The following is a 321-nucleotide window of genomic DNA, read 5'->3' on the forward strand; positions in this document are numbered from 1 at the left end:
GCTCTGCGCGTGCAGCGCGGCCACCGCGTCGCGTGACTCGGCGCGCACCTCGTCGGCGAGCCGAAGCGCGCCGACGATCTCGCCGTCGGCGAGCACGTGCAGGACGATGGCGCCCTCGGCGTGCCAGGCCGCGGCCGGGGCGGCCTCGGCGAGGCCGTGCTGCTCGAGCAGGTACGGCCCGCCGACCTCGATGGTGCGGCCCTCGACGGAGGCGCGCACGCCGACCGCGGGCGAACTTGAGAAGTCGGTGGCGGCCGCGAGGGCGAGGCCGCGGTGCTCGGCGGCGCCGACGATCGCGCGGGCGAGCGGGTGCTCGCTGTC

Annotated in this window: 1 protein-coding gene (cut by a window edge); it reads right to left on the minus strand. The window is 78.2% G+C overall.

Translation table 11 applies throughout. The annotated features are described in order from the left end of the window. Positions 1-294, minus strand: partial view of an HAD-IC family P-type ATPase gene (locus ID132_RS14040; protein WP_459562475.1) — the 5' end (the start) only. It extends 357 nt beyond the left edge of the window; 294 of the gene's 651 nt are visible here — the first part of the coding sequence; it begins with the start codon at positions 292-294; its stop codon lies off the left edge, out of view. Between the last annotated feature and the right edge of the window lie 27 nt (positions 295-321).

The sequence above is a fragment of the Gulosibacter sediminis genome (assembly GCF_014904065.1).
GTDB lineage: Bacteria > Actinomycetota > Actinomycetes > Actinomycetales > Microbacteriaceae > Gulosibacter > Gulosibacter sediminis.